Raw genomic sequence first — 20,996 nt, 5'->3', positions numbered from 1 at the left:
GCCGCTCGCCTTTCGAGACCGCTGCATCTACGCGGCTCGATCGGCGAGTCGATGCCCCGGAGCGCAGGCTCCGTGAGATGGCTGCCTCCTTGGCAGCCTGCCCTGCGACATCGCCGCCCCACGACCGCTCGGTCGCCGCCCCACGACCGCTCGGTCGCCGCCCCACGACCGCTCGGTCGGCGACCCACTGCCCGCGAAGTCGCATGCACCCTGAGACAGCTGCCCCCAAGGGCCGCTTGCGTGGTGAGTCCGCTCCTCACACGGCGTTCTCCGCGTGAGCCGGAGCGGCGGCGTGGGTTTGTTCGGCTCGGGCCGGTGCCGCAAAGCGGCCCGACCGGCACGTCCGGAACCGGGTGACCGGGGCCGGGCGGTGAGGGAGCCGGTCGGGCACATACTCGGCGGGGATCACCCGGTAATGGAGTCCAGATAGGCGTCAAGCGCCCCAAGCAGGTCGAAGTCCGACTCGATGAGCCACTGGATCTGCAGACCATCGAGCACGGCGATCAGCAACGGCCCGTTCACCGGCCGGGTGATCTCCCCGTTGGCACGGGCCTTGGCCAGCGTGGCCGAGAACAGCTCCCGGCTCGTCCGGTACCGCTTGACGAAGAAGTCATGCGCGGGATGCCCAGGATCGGTGGCCTCCGCCGAAAGCGTCACAAACAACCGCATAACCCCGGGGTCGGCCATATTCCGCACCATCAACTCGCGAACAGCCAGCCGAAAACTCCCCAGCTCAGCCCACGTCTGCTCGAACCAGGGGACGTCCATGTCGGTCCGCTGCTGAAGCACCTCGGCCAGCAACTCTTCCTTGGACGGAAAGTAGTGCAGCACCCCAGCCAGCGTCAGCCCGACCTCCGCCGCCACATCCCGCATTGACGCGCCCCGGTAACCACGGACGCTGAAGAGCTCTCGGGCCGCCTGAAGGATCTGCATCCTCCGCGCGATCCCCACGGCGTACGGTCGTTTCGACGGCATACTCGCCACCCTAACAAATCAACCAACCGATAGGTCGTTTTTACATCCCAGCACCGCCCACCACAACTCCCGCAGGGCCGGCACGCCCATCTCGGCGAGCACATCCACACGGCCGCACCCAGCCGCCCAGACACCAGAACCCACACCTACGCTCCGGCATGACGCCCAACCGTCACCACCACCGGCGTCACCACCGTCACCGCCGTCACCACCACCGGCGTCACCACCACCGGCGTCACCACCACCGGCGTCACCACCACCGGCGCCCCGAAGCGCAGCCACAGAACCGCGGACCCGCATGCGCGCCCGGGTGGAGACCTGCGGCGGCACGCGAACCCACCAGAAACACGAACCCCCATCAGCGATGCAGGCCCCATGGGTCGCGGAATCACCTCACCCCTGGCGACGGCTATCGCGTAATGCTGTCGAGGTAGGCGTCCAGGGCGGTCAGAAGGTCGAAGTCCGGCTCCAGCAACCACTGCACCTGCAGCCCGTCGAGTACGGCGATCAGCAACGGCCCGCTCGCGCCCTCCACCACCTCGCCCCGCTCCCGAGCCTTGGCCAGCGTGGCCGAGAACAGCTCACGACTGGTCCTGTACCGCTTCGCGAAGAAGTCGTGCGCCGGATGCTGGGCATCGGCAGCCTCGGCCGACAACGTGACGAACAACCGCATGACCCCGGCCCGCCCCATGTTCCGAACCTGAAGCTCCCGCACCGCCAGCCGAAAGCTCCCCAGCTCAGCCCACTTCTCCTCGAACCACGGAATGTCGATGTCATCACGCTGCTGAAGCACCTCAGCCAGCAGATCCTCTTTGGACGGGAAGTAATGCAACACCCCCGCCAGACTGAGCCCCACGCGCGCGGCCACGTCCCGCATGGACCCACCGCGGTAGCCCCTGACGCTGAACACCTCACGAGCGGCCTCGAGAATCTGCTCCCTGCGAGCCACCCCGACGGCATAGCGCCTCTTGGCTACCATGCAACAAACCTTACCAAAAATTACCTATCAGTCGGTAGGTTTTCCATCGCTCAGCTACCAAGCACTCGGTAGCTTTCTCCCGCGCGTCCCCGTCGCCCCCACTTTCCGGGACACCCCTCGAGCCACCCACCCGCCCCCGAGCCGTCTCTGGCCTCCACCCATCTCCGAACAGCGCACAACCCGACCACCGGACGCCGCCTGCCACCAAAGCCGCCGGACCCAACCCGGGGGCCAGACCTTGCCACAGGATCCAACCTGGAGGCCGGACCTTCCTGGGCGCCGCGACACCCCCGACCGAGGTGAGCGAGCCGTCAGCCCAGCGGGCACCACGTGTACCCACCCCCGGGACGAACACTCGGCACCAGTGATGCCGACCGGGTCAGAAGTCCGGCCAGATGTGCATCCCGGACGGGCCGAGGTCTGGAGCCGGGCCAGTTGGAGAAAGCATGGCAGGGCCAGGTGCATCCGTCCCGGCACACCGCACGCAGCCCCTGGATCGGGGTCAGGGCTGGGTGGCGAGGAGTTTGCGATCGGCCAGGTCGGCGGCGGCGCGGGAGGCTATTTCGCGGGTGATCGGGTACGCGGCGAAGGCCAGGGCGCCGACTATGCCGATGGCGGCCGGGATCAGGCTTTGGGCGTACAGGATGCCCTGGATCGCTTCTGGGTCCTGAGCGACGCCGCCGCTGCGGTAGCCGGTGGCGGCCAGCGTGTACGCGAGCAGGCCGCCGCCCACACCACTGCCCGCCTTGGTGGCGAACGAGGTCATGGCGGCGAGGGAGGCTTCGGTGCGGAAGCCGTACTGCCACTCGGTGTAGTCGGCGAGTTCGGCGAGCAGGACCAGACCCAGCGCCACGGCGCCGCCGAAACCGAAGCCCGTCAGCGCGAAGCAGGCGAGCACCGGCAGGGGGGTCGGCGGGACGGCCATCAGCAGGGCGAGGCCGGCGATGGAGACGGCGAGGCTGAGGAGGTACCAGGGTTTGGCGCCGTGCCGCCTGGCCATGACGGGGACCACGATCGCGCCGACGACCATGGGCACGGCCATGACCAGGGCCGCGGCGGAGAGGTAGGCCTGGTCGCCGATGTAGTAGAGGAAGAAGTACGGCATGGCGGCGGTGAGGGAGCCGCTGGCCGCCTGTACCGCCACTTTGGAGGTGAGCAGGATCGGGACGGCGCGGTGGGCGAAGAAGACGCGGCGTACGTCGGACAGGCGGTAGCGCTCCGGCGACAACGGCTTGACGCGCTCGCGCACGCGCACCGCCATGACGGTCACCAGGACGCAGCCCACCAGGGCGATCATGCTGACGTACGTGAGCCAGCCGCCCGTGCCGCCCCCCAGCGCCTTGACGATCGGGAGCGTGGCGCCGGTGCTCAGCGCCGCCGCCAGCAGGCCGGTGAGGCCGACGATGCTCGCGAGCTGACTTCTGGTACGCGCGTCGCCGGCCACCACGGGCAGCAACGACGTCACCGGGATCTGGAACAGATCGAGCAGCAGGCCCCACAGCAGGTAGGTGATCCAGGCGGCGAGCAGGGCGTTCGGGAACCAGGCTGGGGCGGCGAAGAGCGCCACCAGGCAGACGGCGCAGAGGATGCCGCCGATGAGCACGTAGAGGCGGAACCGGCCCCACCGAGTGACTGGTAGGTGGTCGACGAGGTAGCCCATGATCGGGTCGCTCGCGCCGTCGACGATCCTGGCCACCAGCATCAGGGTGCCTACGGCTGCCGCGCCGATGCCGACGACGTCGGTGAGGTACAGCAGGAGGAAGCCGGAGGCCGCGCCCATCAGCGCACCACCCGCGACACCGCCGAAGAAGGCGAGCTTTTCCACCAGACCGGGCCGGTCTTCCATGCGCCCTCCAAAAACCTACCAACTGATTGGTAGCAGACAGGCTAGGTGAGCTATGTCATTCCGGTCAACGCCCCAAAACCACCCATTCTCAAGACCGTCGACGGGGGTACGGCTGCCGCCTGGACGGGCGGCCGTGCCGACCCCTGTTGCCGGTCGGTGCTGTCCGTGGCACGCGAACGAGCCGGAGCAGTGCACAGAGGTGGACGGGACAGCGACGAGCAAGGCGGCGAGCCAGGGTGGAGGCCAGGCACCATGGCCATGCGCCGCGGCCATGAGCCGGGCACAGCGGCCATGCGCCGGGAACCGAGTAGCACCGGGAGCCTTTGAGACGCGGGACAGGGGCACGCGGCAGGCAGCCCGACGCAGCCCGGCGCAGTGATTGTCATCGCCGCTACACGCGTGACCTGCAAGGGCGAAGGATCCCGGGGGCTCAATGCTTCTACACGTCACCCCGGCATGTGTCGTGAGCCTTCCGTGGTGCACCTGGGCGACAGCCCACACCGGGGCTTGGGGCAGAGCCCCAAAAGGGACACAGCCTGAGCCCAAGGCGCGAAGCGCCCCCGTGCGAAGCCCTCGCCCTTAGGCCGGGGCGTGGGGGCCGCGCCCCCACACAAAACAGCCTGAGCCCCCAGCGCGAAGCGCCCCATACGAAGCCCTTGCCCCGAGCGCCCCGTGCAGAGGCCCTCTCTAGTGCGGGTTTGTGCTGTCTGCCGCTGGCCAAGGGGTGGTCCAGTGGTGGGTGCCGGATTGGATGGTGAAGGGGGGTGTGTGGGGGAGGGTGACCAGGGCTGTGGTGTTGGGGGGGATTACGGCGTCTGTGGTCATTGTGTTCTTGGTCAGGGTCCAGGAGAGTTCGGCTCTTCCGTACGGGGTGCGGAGGGTTGCTTGCGCGGACGTCAGGTTCGCGCCTGGGCGGGGGGACAGCAGGATGCGGCGGTAGCCCGGCGCCGCCGGGGCTATTCCGGCCACCACGCGGTGCAGCCAGTCGGCCACCGCGCCGAACGCGTAGTGGTTGAACGATGTCATCTCGCCCGGGTTCACGGTGCCGTCGGGCAGCATGCTGTCCCATCGTTCCCAGATAGTGGTGGCGCCCATCGTCACGGCGTACAGCCAGGACGGGCATTCTCGCTGGAGCAGCAGCCGGTACGCGGCCTCCACCTGCCCGGCCTCGGTCAGGGCGTCGCACACCTCCGGGGTTCCGAGGAATCCAGTCGCTATGTGGTGGCCGCCGTCGGCCAGTACCCGGGCCAGCCGTTCGCCGGCGAACACCCGCTGCTCCCGCGTGGGAAGCAGGTCGAAGCGCAGGGCGAGCGCGTACCCGGTGGCCGAATCCCCCAGCACCATTCCCTCCGGCGACACATACGCGGCCGCGAAGGCCTGCCGGACCTGGGCTGACAGCGCGGTGTACGGGCCGGCGTCCTGTCCCAGGACCGCCGCCGCCTGCGCGACGACCGTTGCGGAGTGCGCGAGGTAGGCGGTGGCGACAACCTCCTTGGGTGTACGCCCGTCGCCCGGCTTGTCCGGCGGCGCGGCCGGGTCCAGCCAGTCGCCGAACTGGTACCCGGTGTCCCAAATGCCATGGCCCGCCAGCTCCGCGACATGGTCGACATAGCGCCGCATGCTGGGAAACTGCCGTTCCAGGAGCCCGGCGTCGCCGTACCGCTGAAAGAGGGTCCAGGGGACCAGGACGGCGGCGTCGCCCCACCCGGCGGCGGCGATCACGGCGCGCTCACCGAGCACGTTGGGGACCACGACGGGGACGGCGCCGCTCGGCGCCTGTTCGGCGGCGAGGTCGGCCAGCCATGAGGTGAGCATTCCGGCGCAGTCGTGCAGGAAGGCGGCGGCGGGGGTGAAGACCTGGAGGTCGCCGGTCCAGCCGAGGCGTTCGTCGCGCTGGGGGCAGTCGGTGGGCAGGTCGAGGAAGTTGCCGCGCATGCTCCACACCACGTTCTCGTGCAGGCGGTTGACCAGCGGGTCCGAGCACTCGAAGTGGCCGGTGCGCTCCATGTCGGTGTGGCAGACGACGGCGCGGACCAGCGCCGGGTCCACGGGCCCTTCGACGGAGGCGTAGCGGAAGCCGTGGAAGGTGAAGCGCGGTTCCCAGACCTCTTCGGCGTCGCCGCGCAGGATGTAGACGTCGGTGGCGGCGGCGGTGCGCAGGGGGCGGACGGACAGTTCACCGGCCTCCAGCACCTCCGCGTGGCGCAGGACGACGCGCTCGCCCGCCTGCCCGCGGGCGGTGATCCGCAGGCGGCCGACGAGGTTCTGGCCGAAGTCGAGGATGGTCTGTCCCGAGGGGGAGGTAAGGATCTCCGTAGGGGCGAGTTCCTGGGTACGGCGCACCGGCGGGCCGCTGGGCGCCACCAGCGTGGACAGGTCGTGCTCCAGCGGGTCCACGGGGCGCCAGTCGGCGGGAGTCCGCAGGCGGGCGTCGTGGGTCTCGCCGTCGTAGATGCCGCTGGCCAGGATGGGGCCGGGGGCGCATTGCCAGCCGGGGCCGGTGCCGTACCGCTGGACGGTGCCGTCGGCGTAGGTGATCTCCAGCTGGGCCAGCAGCGCGAGGCGCTCACCGTAGACCGCGACGGTACCGCCCTGGAAACCCAGGCGGCCCCGGTACCAGCCCTCGCCGAGGATCGCGCCGAGCGTGTTGGGGCCGGGGCGCAGGAGCGGGGTGACGTCGTAGGTCTGGTAGCGCAGGCGGTGGGTGTAGCTGGTCCAGCCGGGCGCCATGACGTGGTCGCCGACCGTGACGCCGTTGAGCTCGATCTCGTAGACGCCGAGCGCGGTGGCGTAGAGCCTGGCCGACGTTACGGCGGGCCGTACCGTGAACTCGCCGCGCAGGAGTTGCTCCTCGCCCGGCGGCGCGACGAAGCGCGCGGTCCAGTCGGCCGGGCCGAGCAGGCCGGCCTCGGCGACGGCGGGCGGGCTCCAGTCCGACCACGCGCCCTCCGCGTCGCGCACGCGGACGCGGACCTCCACGCGCTCGCGGGCGGCCAGCGGCGCGAACGGCCACGGGACCAGTACCGACTCCGCCGACTCGACCAGGACGCGCTCGCCCCTGGCCGAGATCTCGTAGGCGCTCTGGTGCCATCCTGGGCTTTCGCAATCAACGATCCAGGAGAGTCTCGGACGGCTTTCGCCCAGGCCAAGAGCGTCGTCGAGGTGTTCGAAGCGGGGAGCTGCGATGTCCATGAGGCATGCTTACTTACAACTAAGTAAGTTGTCCATATGAAGAACCGTAAGGAGGAGATCGCGGCCGTGGCCGCCGAACTCTTCGCCCGCACCGGCTTCCGCGGCACCGGGATGACCGAGATCGCCCAGCGTGTGGGCATCACCGAGCCGGGGCTGCTCTACCACTTCCGCAACAAGGAGGGCCTGCTGCGCGCGGTCATCGAATGGCGCGACGGCAGGAGCCTCGACTTCGCCCGCGAGGCTGCGGCGCTCGGCGGGCTGGACACGATCCGCGAGATGCCCGCCTTCGCCCGGCGCAACCGGGAGGAACGCGGGCTGACCAAGCTGTTCGCGGTCCTGGTGGCGGAGAACCTGGAGCCCGGCGCGCCCGCGCACGAGTACTTCCGCGAGCGCTACCGGGCGATGCGCGCCCTGGTGGCAGGAGCGCTGCGGACGGGCCAGGAGCGCGGCGAGATCCGGGCGGACCTCGACCCGGAGGGCAAGGCGGCCGAGATCATCGCCACGCTCGACGGCCTGGCCACCCAATGGCTGCTGGATCCCGAGCAGGTGGACCTGGTCGAGCGCATCGAGGCGTACGCGCTGTCGCTCCAGCACGACCTGCCCTAAACCCAGAGGGCGTGCACCTCCGCGCGATTGTCCTCCACGACCGCCGATTCGGCGTCGAAGACCATCGTCGGCCGGGTCGAGGGGTTCCACGCGGGCCAGCCCGGCTCCCCGGTGGTGGCGAAGCGCACCCACGCCGCGTGCATCTCGTCGGCCAGGCCCTGCGGCGGGTTCTCCCCCACCATCAAGCGCGACTCGGGCATGGCCAGCGCGTCGAAGACGAACGGGATCTCCATGGCGTGGGCCGCGCCCAGGTCCCGCTCGGGCGAGCGCCAGGCGAACTCGTACAGCCACGTGCGCCCGATCGGCCGTCCCTCGGCCAGGCGGCGGTTGGCCAGCCGTACCAGGCGGTCGGTGAGCACGAGCCCGAACACCTCGCCCGGCTTCGCCCCCTGGTACAGCGCCTGGTAGCCGCGCCAGACCCGCCCCTTCACCCCCATCTTGAGCATCGCCAGGCGCGCCATCAGCGGCCCCATACGGTCGACGCCGCCGTTCGGCACGAACCACAGCCGGTACTCCTCCGTGGTGTGCCCGATCAGCACCTCCACCTCGGGGTCGACGTTCTCCTCCGGCGGCCCGGCGACCAGCTCGCCGTCGATCACGGGCCCCAGCTCGGGCCCGCCGGCCAGGCCGCTCCTGCTCATGACCGCGGCCTGCGCGTCGAGCAGCCGCTCCTGGTCCACGTCGGCGAAGGCGGCGGCGGTCGCGGGCACGCCGAGGCGGCGGGCGATCTGGCCGGTCGCCTTCCTGACGGCCGCGCGATGGCCGGCGGCGGGCCCGCCGCTCTGGATGATCGCCCGGTTCAGCAGCCGCCGGGCCGCCGGTACGCCGAGCAGTACCCCGAGGTCGATCGCGCCGGCCGACTCGCCGAAGACGGTGACGTTGTCCGGATCGCCGCCGAACGCCTCGATGTTCTCCCGCACCCAGGTCAGCGCGGCGATCTGGTCGAGCAGCCCGCGGTTGTCCGGCGCGTCGGGGAAACTGGCCCAGCCCTCGACGCCCAGCCGGTAGTTGATCGCCACCATCACCACGCCGTCGCGGGCGAACGCGCCGCCGTCGTACAGGGGGACGGCGTTGGAGCCGTTGCGGTTGGAGCCGCCGTGGATCCACACCATGACCGGCCGCCGCCCGTCGAGTCCGGGCGTCCAGAGGTTGAGGTTGAGACAGTCCTCGCCCGGGATGGCCACCTCGGCGAGGATCTCGTCCAGCGGCGGGCGGTAGCCGCGCTTGGCCGCCGTGGGGCCGTTGGCGAGCGCGTCGCGCACGCCTTCCCATGGTTGCGGCGGCTCGGGCGCGCGGAAGCGCAGCTCGCCGAAGGGCGGTGCGGCGTACGGCACGCCGCGGAAGACGGCGACGCCATCCTCCAGCTGGCCGCGCAGCTTGCCCGGCCGGGTCTCGACGATGATCTCCATGGCGCCTGCCTTCAGCGATAAGGGCGATGGCCCCATTTTCCTGGAATCTCGTTCTAACGGCACTGGGCCATAGACACGGCTTTCCGGTCAGGGTTTGGGCGCTGGCACAAGCCGGTGGCCGATCAGGGCGGCGTACAGGGCGGCCACGTCCCCGGGGCGCTCCAGCGACCGGCCGGTGAGGCGTTCGATCCTGCTCAGCCGGTTGCGGACGGTGTTGCGGTGGCAGTAGAGCCTTCGGGCCAGCTCCGAGGTGGACTCACCGCTCTCCATCCACGCCGACAGCACCTCCAGCAGGGCCTCGGCGTCGGGGCGGTCGAGTACGGGGCCGAGTACCGCGGCGGTGACCCGTTCGGCCAGGTCGGGGGCGGCCGCGACGAGCGCGCCGATCGGGCGGCTGTCCACCGTGGCCGCCTCCCTGCTGCCCGGCGGCAGTCCCGCCCACACGAGCCTGGCCAGGCGGAAGGCGGCGGCGGTCTGCGGCAGCCGTTCGTAGGGGGCGCTGATCCCGATCCTGCCGCGCCCGGCCAGCGCCGCCCGTACCGCGCCCGAGTCGGCCACGATGCCCACCTGGTCGTCGGCACGCAGCCGCCACGCGCCGCGCAGCCCGATCGTGGACAACGGCACCGCCGGGTCGGCCACCACGCACACGTACGGCCCGCGCGCCGGCAGCCCGAGCGCGTGCGCGCTGCCGCCCAGCACGCTCCAGTCGGTGACCCGCCCCTCGATCAGGGCGTCGAGCAGCACCTGGCGCTCGCGCTCGTCCTGCCTGGCCAGCTCCAGCATGGCTTCGTGGTAGCTGTCGGTGACCGCCACGGAGTAGCCGTCGATGAGCGACCAGACCTCGGTCATCGAGGTGGCGAGCGTCTCGACCGGGTAGCCGGGGGCGGCCATGGCCCGCTCGACCAGACTCTCCCAGACCACCCGGAACCCGATGCGGTAGGCGTGCAGCACCGTGCCCAGCGGCACCCCCTGCTCGGCCCGGCGGCGCGCGGTCTCCCTGGACGCCACGGCCTTGACGGGACGCTGTTCCGCCAGGTCGAGCAGGTGTTCGTCGAGGTTGCGCCGGTTGTACTCGCGCACCTCGGCCAGCCGTTCCGCCGGCATGGCCGCGTAGGTCTCGTCCTCGGCCACGATGGCGGCGAACATGCGGTCGGCGAGCCCCTCCACGTCCTCCAGCAGCTCGGCGGCCAGGAGCGCGATCCGTGGGTCACCCATGTGCGGCAGCATAACGGCCATCCCTTGTGCCACCGCACATGAGCCCAGGTCAACGGCACGTACGACGCGGGTCCGCACCGCAGGTCCGCTGTAGGTCAGGGGGTCATGATGGCGGTGACCGCGTTCACGACGGTCGTGCGCCACTCGCGTGAGGAGGCCAGCATCCCGGTCAGGGTGTGTGAGCCGTGGACGTGCCCGGGGAACTCGCGGAAGGTCACCGGCACCCCTGCCTCGGCCAGCCGCGCGGCATAGCGGCGGGCGTCGCCGGCCAGCGGGTCGCACTCGGCCGAGAGGATCACCGCGGGCGGCAGCCCGGTCAGGTCGGCGGCGTGCAGCGGCGAGGCGATGGGGTCGGTGGCGTCGTGCCCGGACAGGTAGGTGCCCACGCACCACTCCAACTCGGACTTCGTCAGCACGTGCCCCTCGGCGTAGGTCTCCACGGTGGGTGAGGACATCGTCAGGTCGAAGGCGGGGATCTCCATCACCTGGATCACCGGCATGGGCCCGCCCCGCTCCTTGGCCAGCAGCGACACGGCCGCGCTCAGGTTGCCGCCGGCGCTCTCGCCGCCCACGCCCACCCGCGTGGGGTCGAACCCGAGCCGCCCGGCCTGCTCGACGGTCCACTCGAACGCGCGGTAGCAGTCCTCGGCGGGAACGGGGAAGGGGAACTCGGGCGCCAGCCGGTAGTCCACGTTGACCACCACGACGCCGGCGCCCGCGGCGATGGCGCGTGAGCGGCGGTCGCTGTCGTCGATCGTGCCCATCAGCCAGCCGCCGCCGTGGAAGAGCACCATCGCCCCGGCGTTCTCCTCCGCCGGCCGGTACACGCGCACGGTGATCTCGCCGTCCGGGCCGGCGACCTTGACCTTCTCCTCGAAGACCGTCGCGATCTCGGGCTCCACCTGCACGTAGTCGCCATAGGGGTTGACCCCTTCCGCCTTGCGCTCGGCGTTCATGCGGCGGCGGGCGACGGGGTCGTGGGGGGCCGGAGGCTGGGAGTGGATCATGGCGATCAGGGGGGCGATCTGCGGGTCGACGGGCATGTGAACTCCTCGGATCGGCATCGTTACCAAAAGCCTACCAATTGATAGGTAGTTTTTGTTAGCCTCGCCACACCCCCATCCGAGGAGGTTCCGATGCCGAGATCTCGCGGGACGGCCTTGGCGGCCGCGGCCGTCGCCCTCGCAGTCACGGGCACCGCATGTTCCGGCGGCGCTGCCGAACGCGCCGCCACGGCGGAGCGCATGCTCACCCTGGCCGTAGCGGCCGACGTCTCGTCCTGGGACCCAGCCGTCGGCGCCGGGGGCAACTCCCTGGGCTACCTGCAGGCCGTCTACTCGTCCCTGACCACGCTCAACGCCGACTTCTCCGTCTCGCCCGGCGTGGCCACCACCTGGGCCTACGACCAGCCCAAGACCACGCTGACCATGACCATCCGCGAGGGCCTGACCTTCTCCGACGGCACCGCGCTCGACGCCGCCGCGGTCAAGGCGAACCTGGACCGCGGGCTGAGCACACCGGGCGCCACCCAGTCGGCGCTGGCCGGCATCGCGAGCGTCGAGGCCACCGGCCCGGCCGAGCTGACGGTCAAGCTCAAGAAGCCCGATCCCGGCCTGCTCTACCAGCTCTCGATGGTGCCCGGCATGATCGCCAGCCCCAAGGCCTTCGCCACGCTCAAGACCAACCCGGTGGGCAGCGGGCCGTACGTGCTGGACCTGAACGCCAGCACCCGCGGCACGTCCTACACCTTCACCCGCAACCCCAAGTACTCCCTGCCGGCAACGTTCGGCTTCGACAAGCTGGTGATGAAGGCGCTGCCCGACACCAACGCGATGGCCAACGCCGCGCTCAGCGGCCAGGTCGACGCCGGCGGCGTGCCCATGGCCAGCCTGCCGCAGGTTCAGGGCGCGGGCCTGGAGCACAGGAAGATGCCCGGCCTGATCATGGGCATGTGGATCGTCGACCGCGCGGGCAAGCTCGCTCCCCCGCTGGCCAAGGTCAAGGTACGGCAGGCCATAAACCACGGCCTCGACGCCGAGGGCATTCTCAAGGCGGTCGACAAGGGCAACGGCGACCGGCGTACCCAGATGTTCGCCGCCGGCACCCCCGCCTACCTGGCCGCGCTCAACTCCCGCTACCCCTACGACCCGGACAAGGCCAAGCGGCTGCTGGCCGAGGCGGGCTACCCGGACGGCTTCGAGCTCACCCTGCCCAGCGAGAACACCTACGTGCCCGCGCTGTACCCGATCGTCGCCCAGCAGCTCGGCCAGATCGGCATCAAGGTGAAGTACAAGCCGGTCTCCAGCAACCTGATCACCCAGCAGTACCTGGCCGGCACCTACCCGGCCTTCATGTACACCTACACCGCCACCGAGAACTGGCTGGACGCCTCGCTGTTCCTGGCCAAGGGCGGGGTCTTCAACCCGTTCCATGTGGAGGACCCGGTGGTCGCCAAGCTCATGGACCGGATCGCCGTCGCGGAGGAGGCCGAGCGCGGCAGGCTGTTCCAGGAGCTCAACACCCATGTGGTGGAGCAGGCGTGGTTCGCCCCGCTGTACGCCGCCACCAACCTCATGGTCTGGAAGAAGGACAAGGTCAGGATCGACGCCGCGGCCGACCAGATCTTCGTCTTCCTGCGCGACTACCACCCGGTGGGCTGAGGTGCTCAGGCTGCTGTCGCGGCGGCTGATCGCGGCGGGCGTCCTGCTCGTCGTCATCACCGCGCTCACCTCGCTGCTCACCACGCTGGTGCCCGACCCCACGCACAACCTGCTCGGCATGACGGCCACGCCCGAGCAGGTCGCCGCCAAGCGGGTGGAACTCGGGCTGGACCGGCCGGTCAGCGTGCGCTACCTGGACTGGCTGGGCGGGGCCGTACGGGGGGATCTGGGGGTGTCGTGGTTCACCGGGCTGCCGGTGGTCGAGACGATCACCGCCCGGCTGCCCATCACGGTCTCGCTGGCGGTCATCGCGACGCTGGTCTCGGCGGTGACCGGCATCGCCTTCGGCATGGCGGCGGCGCTGCGGCGCGGCTGGCTGGACCGGGCCCTGCAGGTCGCGGCGGCGCTCGGCTTCGCCGTACCGGGGATGTGGGTGGCGTTGCTGCTGGTCATCGTGTTCGCGGTGCAGTTGCGGTGGCTTCCCGCGACCGGGTACGTGGCGTTCGCGGAGAGCCCGGCCGACTGGGCGCGTTCACTGCTGCTGCCGGTCGTGGCGATCGCCGCCGGGTCGGTGGCGGCGGTGGCGGCGCAGACCCGCAACGCGGTGGCGGCCGTGCTGAACCAGGACTACGTGCGCACGCTGCGCAGCCGGGGCCTGCCCCGGCGCCGGCTGCTGCTGCGCCACGTGCTGCGCAACGCCGCGCCCACGGCGCTGACCGTGGTCAGCCTGCAGTTCATCGGCCTGCTCGGCGGGGCCATCATCGTCGAGCAGATCTTCGCGATCAACGGGCTCGGCAGCCTGGCCGCCGCCGCCTCCAGCCGCTCCGACATCCCGGTGGTGCTGGGCGTGGTGGTGGTCGGCGTGCTCATCGTGCTCACCGTCAACCTGGTCGTCGACCTGCTGGTGAGCTGGCTCGACCCGAAGGTGCGCACCCCATGAGCCTTCTCAGAAGACCCGCCGCGCTCGTGGCCGCCGTCGTGTTGCTGCTGGTCGTGGTCGCGGCGGTGGCCGGGGCGTGGCTGGCGCCGTACGGGCCGGACGAGGTGGACCTGCGCGCCGCGCTGGCCGGTCCCGGCCCCGGGCATCCGCTGGGCGGCGACGGCTCCGGCCGCGACGTGCTCAGCCGGCTGCTGCACGGCACCCGTGCCACCGTGTCGGGCGCGCTGCTGGCGGCCGGGGTGGCGCTGGTGATGGGCGTCGTGGCCGGGACGCTGGCCGGATATTTCGCTCGATGGGCGGACGCGGTGGCGAGCTGGTTGTTCAACCTGCTGATGGCGCTGCCGGCGTTCATCGTCGTTCTGGCCTTCGTCGCGGTGATGGGCCCGGACCTCGTCGGCACCATGGCGTTCGTCGGCTTCCTGGCCTCGCCGTCCATCTACCGGCTCGTCCGCGCCGCGACCATGCGGGTGCGCGGCGAGTTCTACATCGACGCCGCCCGCGTGTCCGGGCTGTCCGACCTGCGCGTCGTGCGCAGGCACGTGCTGCCGGTGGTCCGCTCGGCGATCATCGTGCAGGCGCCGCTGCTGTTCGGCGCGGCCCTGCTGCTCCAGGCCGGCATCGACTTCCTCGGCCTCGGCGAGCCCGGCGCGGCGAGCTGGGGAGCGATGCTCAACGACGCCGCCGCCAACGTCTTCCGCGCCCCATGGCTGTCGATCTGGCCAGGTCTGGCCATCGCCGCGACCGTGCTCGCGGTGACGGTCCTCGGCAACGCCGTACGCGACGCGCTCGAGGACACCCCGATCCAGGCGGCGGGCCGCGCCCCCTCTACCCGTCGGCCCGCCGCCTCCTCCCCCGCCCCGGCCCTCGCCGACGGCGCCCTGCTCGCCGTCTCCGGCCTCACGGTCACGCACCGTACGGCCGGCGGCGAGGTCACCGTCGTCGACGGCGTCGACCTCCAGGTACGGCCGGGCGAGGTCGTCGGCCTGGTCGGCGAGTCCGGCTCGGGCAAGACCCAGACCGTCCTCGCCGCCCTCGGCCTGCTGCCGCCGAGCGGCCGGGTCGCCGCCGGTTCGGTCCGCTTCGCCGGGGCCGAACTGACCGAGCTGACCGAACGCGAGCTGAACCGCGTCCGCGGCCCCCGCATCGGCTACGTCTCCCAGGAGCCGATGTCCAACCTCGACCCGAGCTTCCGCGTGGGCAGCCAGCTCGTCGAGCCGCTGCGCGCGCACCTCGGCCTGTCCGGGCGGGCCGCCCGCCGCCGGGCGCTCGAACTGCTGGCCAGGGTGGGGATCGCCGAGCCCGAGCGCATCTACCGCGCCTACCCGCACGAGATCTCCGGCGGCACCGCCCAGCGCGTGCTCATCGCCGGAGCCATCTCCTGCGACCCCGAGCTGCTGGTGGCCGACGAGCCCACCACGGCGCTGGACGTCACCGTGCAGGCCGAGGTGCTCGACCTGCTGCGTTCCCTGCGCGGTGAACGCGACATGGCGGTGCTGCTGGTGACCCACGACCTGGGCGTGGTGGCGGACATGTGCGACCGGGTCACGGTGATGCGCGACGGGCGCCTCGTGGAGAGCGCGCCCACGCGGACGCTGTTCGCCCAGCCGGCGCAGCCGTACACGAAGGAGCTGCTGGCGGCCAACCCGCACAACGCCGCGCGGCGGGAGCGGAGCGCGGCGGTCGGGGCGCCGCTGCTGGAGATCGACCGGCTGCGGGTGGACTATCCGCAGCGCGGGCTGCGGCGCCCGCCGGTGCGGGTGCTCAAGGAGATCAGCCTGACCGTCGGCGAGGGCGAGACGCTCGGGCTGGTCGGCGAGTCCGGCTCGGGCAAGACGACGCTCGGCCGCGCGGTGCTGGGCCTCGCGCCGGTCGTCGGCGGCTCCATCCGGTACGGCGGGCAGCCACTTCCCGCCCGCCGTGCCCGCGCCCGCCAGATCCAGGCGGTCTTCCAGGACCCGTTCAGCTCGCTCAACCCGGCCATGAGCATCCACGACATCCTGGTCGAGCCGCTGCTCGCGCACGGCGTGGCCGACCGGGCGGAGGCCGACCGGCGCATCGCCCTGCTGCTCGACCGGGTCGAGCTGCCGGCCGGCACCGGCGCGCGGCGCGCCCGCGAGCTGTCCGGCGGGCAGCGCCAGCGGGTGGCCATCGCCCGCGCGCTCGCCCTCGGCCCGCGCCTGATCATCTGCGACGAACCCGTCTCGGCGCTCGACGTCTCGACGCAGGCGCAGGTGCTCGGCCTGCTCACCGAGATCCAGCGCGACACCGGGGTGAGCTATCTGTTCATCTCGCACGATCTGGCGGTGGTGCGCAACGTCAGCGACCGGGTCGCGGTCATGTCGCGGGGCGTGCTGGTCGAGACCGGCGACGCCGAGCAGGTGACCACCGAGCCGCGTGATCCGTACACGCGGCGGCTGCTGCTGTCGGCGCTGGTGCCCGATCCGGACCGGCAGGCGGCCCGGCGCGCGGCCCGGCTCGGCCTGGCCGCGAAGGAGCAGGCGTGATCGACAGGGAGCGGTTGGTGCGGCGGCACTCGGTGGTGCTCACGTCCTGGCATCCCTCGTGCACGCTCAGCCTGGGCAACGGCGACTTCGCGGTCAACGTGGACGTGACCGGGCTGCAGACGTTCCCGGAGGCGCACGAGCTGCCGCCTCGGCGCAGGCCTCAGGTCTTCGACGCCGACGACTTTCCGGTGCCGCTGCGGATCCAGTCGAGCTGGGGGTGGTACTCCACCGATCCCGGCGTGCCGTACCGGCTGGAGGAGGCGGCGACGGGCTATTCCACCCGCACCCGCACGGTGCGCTACCCCGACCGGATGCGGATCGGGGCGGACGGCGTGGCCTCCGCCGACGCGGGCGGCTGGCTGTACGCCAATCCGCGGCGGCTCGATCTCGGGCGGATCGGGCTGCGGTTCGACCCGGCGCTGGAGCTGACCGACCCGCGCGTGGAGCTCGACCTGTGGACGGGCAGCGTGCGCTCGGCCTTCCTGCTCGGCGGGCAGCCGGTCGAGGTGCGGACCGTGGTCCATCCCGAGCTGGACGTGGTCGCCACGCGGGTGCGCTCGCCGTTGCTCGCGGCCGGTGCGCTGGGCGTCGCGATCACCTTTCCCGGGCAGACCGATCCGCTCTCCCCGGGCGAGCGGCTGGCGCAGACCACCTGCTACGGGCCGGACGGGATCGTGCGCGAGGTCGGTGACGCGCGCTACCACGTGCGGGTGCGGACCGACGGGCGCTGGGGGCCCGGCCCGGTGGTGGGCACCGGGGCGGCGGAGCTGAGGCTGAGCGCCGCCTTCTCCGCCGAGGCGCCGGACGAGCCGCCCGCCTTCGACGCGGTGGCGCGGGCGGCGGCCGGGCACTGGCGGGCGTACTGGATGTCCGGCGCGGCGGTCAGCTTCGAGGGGAGCGCCGATCCGCGGGCGGGCGAGCTGGAGCGGCGGGTGGTGCTCTCGCAGTACCTGACCGCCGTGCACTGCTCGGGGTCGGCGCCGCCGCAGGAGTCGGGGCTCGTGCACAACTCCTGGGGCGGCAAGTTCCATCTGGAGATGCACTGGTGGCACGCCGCCCACTTCGTCCTGTGGGGACGGCCCGAGCTGCTCGAACGCGGTCTCGGCTGGTACCGCGAGATCCTGGGCTCGGCCCGCCGGACCGCCGCGGAGCAGGGGTACGCCGGCGCGCGCTGGCCCAAGCAGGTCGGCCGGGACGGCCGCGAGGCGCCCAGCCCGATCGGCGCCTTCCTCATCTGGCAGCAGCCACACCCGATCCACTACGCCGAACTGCTCCGGCACAACGGCGTGCCCGGGGCGCTGGAACGCTACGCCGACCTGGTCTTCGCCACAGCCGAGTTCATGGCCTCCTACGCCGAGCCGGACGAGGACGGCGTCCACCACCTCGGGCCGCCGCTGGTCCCGGCGCAGGAGACGTACTTCCCCGGCCGGGCCCGCACCGCCGACCCCACCTTCGAGCTGGCCTACTGGCACTGGGGCCTGCGGGTCGCGCAGGAATGGCGCGAGCGGCTCGGCCTGGAGCGGGAGCCCGGGTGGGACGCGGTGCTGCGTGGTCTTGCCAGGCCGCTGGTGCGCGACGGTGTGTACGCGGCGGTCGCCACCGAGCCGTACACGCTGACCGACGACCACCCGTCGATGCTCATGGCGCTCGGCTTCCTGCCCGCCACCCCGCTGATCGATCCCGGGGTCATGTCGGCCACGTTCGACCACGTGCTGCGTACCTGGGATCTGGGGAGCACGTGGGGATGGGACTACCCGGTGCTGGCCATGTGCGCCACCCGGCTCGGCCGTCCGGGCGACGCGGTCGACGCGCTGCTCATGGACACCCGCAAGAACCACTACCTGCCCACCGGGCACGTGCCGCAGTTCCCCGGCGGGCTGTCGGTCTATCTGCCGGCCAACGGCGGGCTGCTCGCGGCCGTGGCGCTCATGGCCGGCCGGTTTCCTGAGGGGTGGCGGGTGTCGCACGAAGGGCTGGGGACGTTCCCGCCGTGACCGCGCGGCGGTCGAGCGCCTGGGCCCATTTGACCGCGACGGCCGCGACCTGGATCAGCTCGGTGCGCAGCGCCTCGGGGTCGGACTCCGCGAACGCCTCAAGCACCTCTTCGGCCAGGATGTGCCGCCAGGTCAGCGTGCCGTCGTCACCCGCGGCCGAGGTCTCGCGTTTGGCGGCGTCGGCGGCGGGCGTACGGGAAGGGGAGGTCCCATCGGGGATGTCCTGGATGCCCCAGCGCACGTCCTGGGCCCGCCGCTCGCCGGCGATCTCGTCGAGGATGCGCGCCAGCGAGCCGGGCAGGCCGTAGTCTCCGTCGTTCACAGGGTCTCCAGCACACGGAAGCGTTCGGTCACCACAAGGGTGTCGTCGTCGATCACGGGCGCGCGGCCCAGGTAGGCCACGTGCTCGGGGCTGAGCCAGAAGCGCTCGTGACCGGCCCGCCACTCGGCGACCCCGGCGTAGTCCTCGCCCTCGTCGTGGGCGAAGCGGTCGTCGATCTCCCGGATCGGCACCACCTTCACCTCGGTGGTCTCCAGCAGCGCCACGCGCCGCCCGGCCGAGTCGATCAGCGCGTCCCAGGAGCCCGCCACCGGCAGGGGCTCGTCCTCGTGCTCGTAGTCGGCCAGCAGCGAACTCGTCGCGGTCTTGCGCCCGGCCAGGATCGCCGCGACCAGCTCGTCCCGCAACGGCCCAGGAAAGGCGAACTCCGCCTCCCCGACCTCCCCGAACGGGAAGCACGCCCGCCGCCGCCACATCTCGCCGTCGAAGACCTCCAGCGTCACGCCGCTGGCCCGCATCCGCACCGGCAGCCCGCTCAGGCCGCGCTCGATCGCGTCCGCGCCCTCGTCGTCCAGCCCCTGCCCGACCGTGAGGTGCGGCGTGATCTCCCCATATTTCCCCTGGTACGGCCGCGCCTGCGGCCACCGCGCCACCACTGCCTCGGTGAGCTTCCTGACCGGCTCCGCCGGCTCGGGAGCCAGGTAGACCACGCCGGGAAAACGCGCGAGCCGCTCGAAGACCAGATCGAAGCGTTCGCGGGCGGCGAACAGCTCGCGCAGCGCGCCCTCGTCCACTCGGGCGGCGTCGAGGAACGGGTAGAGCACGGTCACGTGGGCGGGCACGCCGTAGGCGGTCGACGGGTCGTAGCGCCGCCGCCACGGGCCCACGACCTGCTCGGCGGCGGGCACGGTGACCGTCAGGGCGGTCTCGCCTCGGGTGAACATGGCCGGAAGTATCCCACGGGGCCGGTGTTCGAGCCGCGACTCAGGATGATCACCCTTGACCTGGCATTACCCCTGGAAGAAAAGTTTGTTTACCAAAGGAAATGCCAGCTCACGCCACTACTCCATTCCACGAAATATCCATGATGCTCACTTTATATCGCGACATATCCCGGTATTGACATGTCAGATCGCCCACAACCAGTATGGGTGCCCGGTCACCCAACTGCGGGTGGTGGCCGACGGGGAAACACCCTTAGCGACTGCTTCGCCAGTCGGTCCGTTGGGGGTCTGATCGTGCACCACCTTTCTTGTTCAATTTTCAAACAGGCCTGCTCAGCATGAGCGATGCCACCGTATTGGCCCTGGTCGGGACGGGGAGCCTGGCTCGCGCATTCTGTTACTCGCTCGCCGTGGTCGCGACCAGCCCGATCCGTGTTGTGATACTCGGCCGTAACATCGACAAAACACGCGAAGCCACCTATGTGTCGTCAACTCGCGCCGCTCTTTCCGGCGCCCCGGTCGTCTTCGAGGCCCGAAAAAGCAGCTTGACCAGCAATGAAGCACTCGCGGAGACGCTCGGTCAGATCGTTCCCAATGGCGTGCTCGTCGCCGCCTCCACCCAGTCACCCTGGGAACGCCAGAATTCCCCCTCCAAGTGGACGGAATTCCTGGGAAAGGCGGGATTCGGGGTCACGCTGCCCTTCCAGGCGGAGGCCGCGCTCCGGGTCGCCCGTGCGGTCCCCGCGGGGACCTGGGTGATCAACGCCTGCTTCCCCGACGCGGTGAACCCCCTCGCCGCGGCGCTGGGCCTGCCCCTGTGGTGCGGCGTCGGCAACGCGGCGCTGCTCGCCGCGAGCGCGCAGGCCGCGCTCGGCCTGTCCGACCAGCGTGAGCTGCGGATGCTCGCCCACCACAGCCACCTCTATCCGCCACGGGACGACCACCCGGAGGCGCGCGCCTGGCTCGGAGACGGGGAAGAGGATCGCGAACTGGAGGACGTGGGCGGCCTGCTGGCCGCGCAGCGCGCCGCCGGGCGCGCCGAGCTCAACCACGTCACCGGCCTGGCCGCCGCCCGGCTGGTCGCCGCCCTGGTCGCGGGCCACGACGTGCCCACCCACCTGCCAGGACCGCTGGGGCTGCCCGGCGGGTATCCGGTCCACGCCTCGCTCGCCGCGGGGGTACGGCTGCGCCTGCCGTACGGCGTGGAGGAGAAGGAGGCGGTCGACTTCAACCAGCGGGCGGCCCTGCGCGACGGCGTGGTCGTCGAAGACGGCCGCGTCACCTTCGCGCCCGCCGCACGAGAACAGCTGGCCGCCGTCGCACCCGACCTCGCCGGCGGCTTCCCCGTCACCGACCTGGAGCCGGCCACCGCCGCCCTCGATCAGCTCAGAACCCGGCTGCGCCGCGCGGCGGCCGGCCGGCAGGACACCGGCCGCGAACCGGCCTGACCCA

Annotated in this window: 15 protein-coding genes; 6 read left to right on the top strand and 9 right to left on the bottom strand. The window is 71.5% G+C overall.

Going from position 1 to position 20,996, the window contains the following annotated elements:
* Positions 1 to 405: 405 nt before the first annotated feature.
* From ACFWYW_RS16155 to ACFWYW_RS16140, 4 genes are all read right to left on the bottom strand, one after another.
* Positions 406 to 975 carry a TetR/AcrR family transcriptional regulator gene (locus ACFWYW_RS16155; protein ID WP_379640997.1) on the bottom strand — a complete coding sequence of 190 codons (570 nt, stop codon included), beginning with the start codon at positions 973 to 975 and terminating at the stop codon, positions 406 to 408.
* Positions 976 to 1,384: 409 nt separating this feature from the next.
* Entirely contained in the window at positions 1,385 to 1,954 is a 570-nt protein-coding gene (locus ACFWYW_RS16150; protein ID WP_379610432.1) for a TetR/AcrR family transcriptional regulator, read from the bottom strand.
* A gap of 502 nt (positions 1,955 to 2,456) precedes the next feature.
* A complete protein-coding gene (locus ACFWYW_RS16145) occupies positions 2,457 to 3,800 on the bottom strand; it encodes an MFS transporter (RefSeq protein WP_379610433.1) in 1,344 nt (447 codons plus the stop codon).
* Between the two features lie 687 nt (positions 3,801 to 4,487).
* Entirely contained in the window at positions 4,488 to 6,992 is a 2,505-nt protein-coding gene (locus ACFWYW_RS16140) for a family 78 glycoside hydrolase catalytic domain (protein WP_379610434.1), read from the bottom strand.
* A 36-nt stretch (positions 6,993 to 7,028) separates the two neighbouring features.
* Between ACFWYW_RS16140 and ACFWYW_RS16135 the strand changes: the two genes are divergently transcribed.
* Complete coding sequence (locus ACFWYW_RS16135) at positions 7,029 to 7,598, top strand: TetR/AcrR family transcriptional regulator (RefSeq protein ID WP_379610436.1); 570 nt, start codon at positions 7,029 to 7,031, stop codon at positions 7,596 to 7,598.
* Here the strand turns inward: ACFWYW_RS16135 and ACFWYW_RS16130 are convergent.
* The 3 genes from ACFWYW_RS16130 to ACFWYW_RS16120 all read right to left on the bottom strand — a co-directional run bounded on the left by ACFWYW_RS16130 (position 7,595) and on the right by ACFWYW_RS16120 (position 11,265).
* Entirely contained in the window at positions 7,595 to 9,007 is a 1,413-nt protein-coding gene (locus tag ACFWYW_RS16130) for a carboxylesterase/lipase family protein (protein WP_379610437.1), read from the bottom strand. The two genes, ACFWYW_RS16135 and ACFWYW_RS16130, sit on opposite strands and share 4 nt — an antisense overlap.
* 87 nt (positions 9,008 to 9,094) lie before the next feature.
* The gene (locus ACFWYW_RS16125) at positions 9,095 to 10,222 is read right to left on the bottom strand and encodes a PucR family transcriptional regulator (RefSeq protein ID WP_379610438.1); all 1,128 of its coding nucleotides are present in this window, start codon (positions 10,220 to 10,222) and stop codon (positions 9,095 to 9,097) included.
* Between the two features lie 95 nt (positions 10,223 to 10,317).
* Positions 10,318 to 11,265, bottom strand: coding sequence for an alpha/beta hydrolase (locus tag ACFWYW_RS16120; RefSeq protein WP_379610439.1), 948 nt, complete (start codon positions 11,263 to 11,265; stop codon positions 10,318 to 10,320).
* A gap of 93 nt (positions 11,266 to 11,358) precedes the next feature.
* On the opposite strand from ACFWYW_RS16120, the gene ACFWYW_RS16115 reads away from it, so the two are divergent.
* Genes ACFWYW_RS16115 through ACFWYW_RS16100 form a run of 4 tightly spaced genes read left to right on the top strand, consistent with a single transcriptional unit; the run spans position 11,359 to position 18,320 of the window.
* On the top strand, positions 11,359 to 12,882 hold the full coding sequence (locus tag ACFWYW_RS16115; protein ID WP_379610440.1) for an ABC transporter substrate-binding protein: 1,524 nt from the start codon (positions 11,359 to 11,361) through the stop codon (positions 12,880 to 12,882).
* Between the two features lies 1 nt (position 12,883).
* Complete coding sequence (locus ACFWYW_RS16110; RefSeq protein ID WP_379610441.1) at positions 12,884 to 13,822, top strand: ABC transporter permease; 939 nt, start codon at positions 12,884 to 12,886, stop codon at positions 13,820 to 13,822.
* Positions 13,819 to 16,326 carry a dipeptide ABC transporter ATP-binding protein gene (locus ACFWYW_RS16105; protein WP_379610443.1) on the top strand — a complete coding sequence of 836 codons (2,508 nt, stop codon included), beginning with the start codon at positions 13,819 to 13,821 and terminating at the stop codon, positions 16,324 to 16,326. Before ACFWYW_RS16110 ends, ACFWYW_RS16105 begins: the two co-directional genes overlap by 4 nt.
* Positions 16,323 to 18,320: a hypothetical protein gene (locus ACFWYW_RS16100; protein WP_379610444.1), complete on the top strand. Its 1,998-nt coding sequence runs from the start codon at positions 16,323 to 16,325 to the stop codon at positions 18,318 to 18,320. The genes ACFWYW_RS16105 and ACFWYW_RS16100 overlap by 4 nt, the downstream gene beginning before the upstream one ends.
* Here ACFWYW_RS16100 and ACFWYW_RS16095 read toward each other — a convergent pair.
* Entirely contained in the window at positions 18,253 to 18,642 is a 390-nt protein-coding gene (locus ACFWYW_RS16095) for a hypothetical protein (RefSeq protein ID WP_379610445.1), read from the bottom strand. The genes ACFWYW_RS16100 and ACFWYW_RS16095 overlap by 68 nt on opposite strands.
* Positions 18,639 to 19,544: a 2'-5' RNA ligase family protein gene (locus ACFWYW_RS16090; RefSeq protein WP_379610446.1), complete on the bottom strand. Its 906-nt coding sequence runs from the start codon at positions 19,542 to 19,544 to the stop codon at positions 18,639 to 18,641. Before ACFWYW_RS16090 ends, ACFWYW_RS16095 begins: the two co-directional genes overlap by 4 nt.
* A 545-nt stretch (positions 19,545 to 20,089) precedes the next feature.
* Between ACFWYW_RS16090 and ACFWYW_RS16085 the strand changes: the two genes are divergently transcribed.
* A complete protein-coding gene (locus ACFWYW_RS16085; RefSeq protein ID WP_379610447.1) occupies positions 20,090 to 20,992 on the top strand; it encodes a hypothetical protein in 903 nt (300 codons plus the stop codon).
* Positions 20,993 to 20,996: the final 4 nt, after the last annotated feature.

Source organism: Nonomuraea sp. NPDC059023 (genome assembly GCF_042740095.1).
In the GTDB taxonomy this organism is placed as follows: Bacteria; Actinomycetota; Actinomycetes; order Streptosporangiales; family Streptosporangiaceae; genus Nonomuraea.
This window is presented reverse-complemented; position numbering and strand designations above follow the sequence as displayed.